We start from the raw sequence: 2,713 nt of genomic DNA on the forward strand, positions 1-2,713 counted from the left end.
GCTCCGGCCCCGGCCCCCGCGCCCGCTCCGGCACCCGCCGCGAAGTCGGGCGGCAAGGCGTCGAGCCTGCTGAAGTCGAGCGCCGTGATGGCGGCGGGCACGATCGTGTCCCGCCTCACCGGCTTCCTGCGCACGCTCGTCATGGCGGCCGCGATCGGCGTCAGCCTGCTCAACGACTCGTACCAGGTCGCGAACACCCTGCCGACAATGATCTACGTCCTGGTCGGCGGCGGCGCCCTGAACGCGGTCTTCATCCCGCAGCTCGTGCGTGCCATGAAGAAGGACGAGGACGGCGGCGAGGGGTACGCCAACCGGCTGCTCACCCTGGTCATGGTGTTGCTCGCGGCGGTGACCGTCATCTGTGTGGTGGCGGCCCCGGTCTTCGTCCGGATGATGTCCCCGTCGATCGCGGACGACCCCGTCCGCATGGACGTCACCGTCACCTTCGCGCGCTTCTGCATCCCGACCATGTTCTTCATGGGTGTGCACGTCGTGCTCGGGCAGATCCTGAACGCCCGCGGCCGCTTCGGCGCGATGATGTGGACCCCGGTCCTCAACAACATCGTGGTCATCGCGACCTTCAGTGCCTTCATCTGGGCCTTCGGTAACTCCGGCGAGTCCGGCGTCACCCCGGCCAGCATCACGCCCGACGGTGTGCGCCTGCTGGGCCTCGGCACCCTGCTGGGCCTGGTGGTGCAGTCGCTGGCCATGCTCCCGTACCTGCGCGAGGCCGGGTTCAAGATCCGGCTGCGCTTCGACTGGCGCGGCCAGGGGCTCGGAAAGGCCGCGCGCCTCGCGAAGTGGACCCTGTTCTTCGTCCTCGCCAACCAGATCGGCATGGTCGTCGTCACCCAGCTCGCCACCAGCGCGGGCACGACGGCGGACGGCCAGGGGCACGCCGGTACGGGCATCACCGCGTACAACTACGCGCTGCTCCTGTGGCAGATGCCGCAGGCCATCATCACCGTCTCGGTGATGACCGCGGTCCTGCCGCGCATCTCACGCTCCGCGAACGACGGCGACCCGGCCGCCGTCCGGGACGACATCTCCTACGGTCTGCGCACCTCGGCGGTGGCGATCGTGCCGTGCGCCTTCGCCTTCCTCGCCCTCGGCGTCCCGATGGCGACACTGCTGTACGCGGGTTCCGGCTCGGGCGCGCAGAACATCGGCTACACCCTGATGGCATTCGGGCTCGGCCTGATTCCGTACTCGGTGCAGTACGTCGTCCTGCGCGGCTTCTACGCCTACGAGGACACGCGGACGCCGTTCTACAACACCGTCATCGTGGCGGCCGTCAATGCGGCGGCCTCGGCGCTCAGCTTCTTCGTCCTGCCCGCCCGGTGGGCGGTCGTCGGGATGGCCGCCTCCTACGGTCTCGCCTACGCGGTCGGCGTGGGGGTGGCCTGGCGCCGCCTGCGCACACGGCTGGGCGGTGACCTGGACGGCGCACAGGTGGCACGTACGTACACCCGCCTCGTCGGGGCGTCGCTTCCGGCGGCGCTGGTCGGCGGGGCCATCGGGTTCGCGATCCTGCGGTCCATGGGCACGGGGGCGCTCAGCTCCCTGGTCGCGCTGGTCGCGGGCGGCGTCGCACTCATCGGTGTGTTCTTCGTGGCCGCCCGAAAGATGCGGATTGCGGAGCTGAATTCGATGGTCGGCATGGTCCGCGGCCGTCTCGGACGTTGAGATGAGCGGTACCGCACAACCATCGTCCGCTACCGCGTGTCGTGCATAGCACCGGACTGTGGGCACAATTGGCTTTGGCGTCTGACGAAGCGCAACGGATGGGGAGGCAGGAACGACGGTGGCGGAACGGAGCACGGCTGCCGTCGACGTGGCAGACAACAGTGGTGATGAGCCGCTGACCGCCAAGGCGGAGAAGGCCACGGCCGACGGGGCGGCCCACACCCGGGAGCGGGACACGGCAGCTGACGAAGACGGGGCGGAGACCGACAAGCCCAAGAGCCGAGGGACGACCTCACCCCCAGAGCTGCACAGTGGTCACAAGCTCGCCAGACGCTATCGACTCGAAGAGTGCGTCACCCGTCTGGACGGTTTCAGCAGTTGGCGTGCGGTGGACGAGAAACTCCGCCGTGCCGTCGGCGTGCACCTGCTGCCCGCGGACCATCCGCGGGCCCGCTCGGTGCTGGCCGCGGCGCGCTCCTCGGCCCTTCTCGGGGACCCGCGCTTCGTGCAGGTCCTGGACGCCGTCGAGGAGAACGACCTCGTCTATGTGGTCCACGAGTGGCTCCCGGACGCCACGGAGCTCACCGCGGTGCTCGCGGCGGGCCCCCTGGAGGCCCACGAGGCGTACCAGCTCGTCAGCCAGGTGTCGCAGGCCATGGCCGCGGCGCACCGGGAAGGCCTCGCGCATCTGCGGCTGACCCCGGGGGCCGTGCTGCGTACCTCCACCGGTCAGTACCGCATCCGCGGCCTCGCGGTGAACGCCGCGCTGCGCGGCATCGAGTCCGAGACGCCGCAGCGCACGGACACCGAGGCGATCGGCGCTCTCCTGTACGCGGCCCTGACCCAGCGCGGGGGGGGGGGGGGGGGGGGGGGGGGGGGGGGGGGGGGGGGGGGGGGGGGGGGGGGGGGGGGGGGGGGGGGGGGGGGGGGGGGGGGGGGGGGGGGGGGGGGGGGGGGGGGGGGGGGGGGGGGGGGGGGGGGGGGGCAGTACCGCATCCGCGGCCTCGCGGTGAACGCCGCGCTGCGC

2 protein-coding genes are annotated in these 2,713 nt (G+C 71.7%); both read left to right on the plus strand.

The window, feature by feature from the left end; genetic code table 11:
* The coding region (murJ, locus tag AB8Z36_RS35500; protein ID WP_369217509.1) for a murein biosynthesis integral membrane protein MurJ at positions 1-1,686 on the plus strand (1,686 nt) is incomplete at its 5' end.
* 118 nt (positions 1,687-1,804) lie between these two features.
* Positions 1,805-2,713, plus strand: a 909-nt coding sequence (locus AB8Z36_RS35505) for a protein kinase family protein (RefSeq protein ID WP_369217510.1), incomplete at its 3' end; no start/stop codon positions are given.

Source organism: Streptomyces flavofungini (assembly GCF_041028215.1).
GTDB lineage: Bacteria > Actinomycetota > Actinomycetes > Streptomycetales > Streptomycetaceae > Streptomyces > Streptomyces flavofungini_B.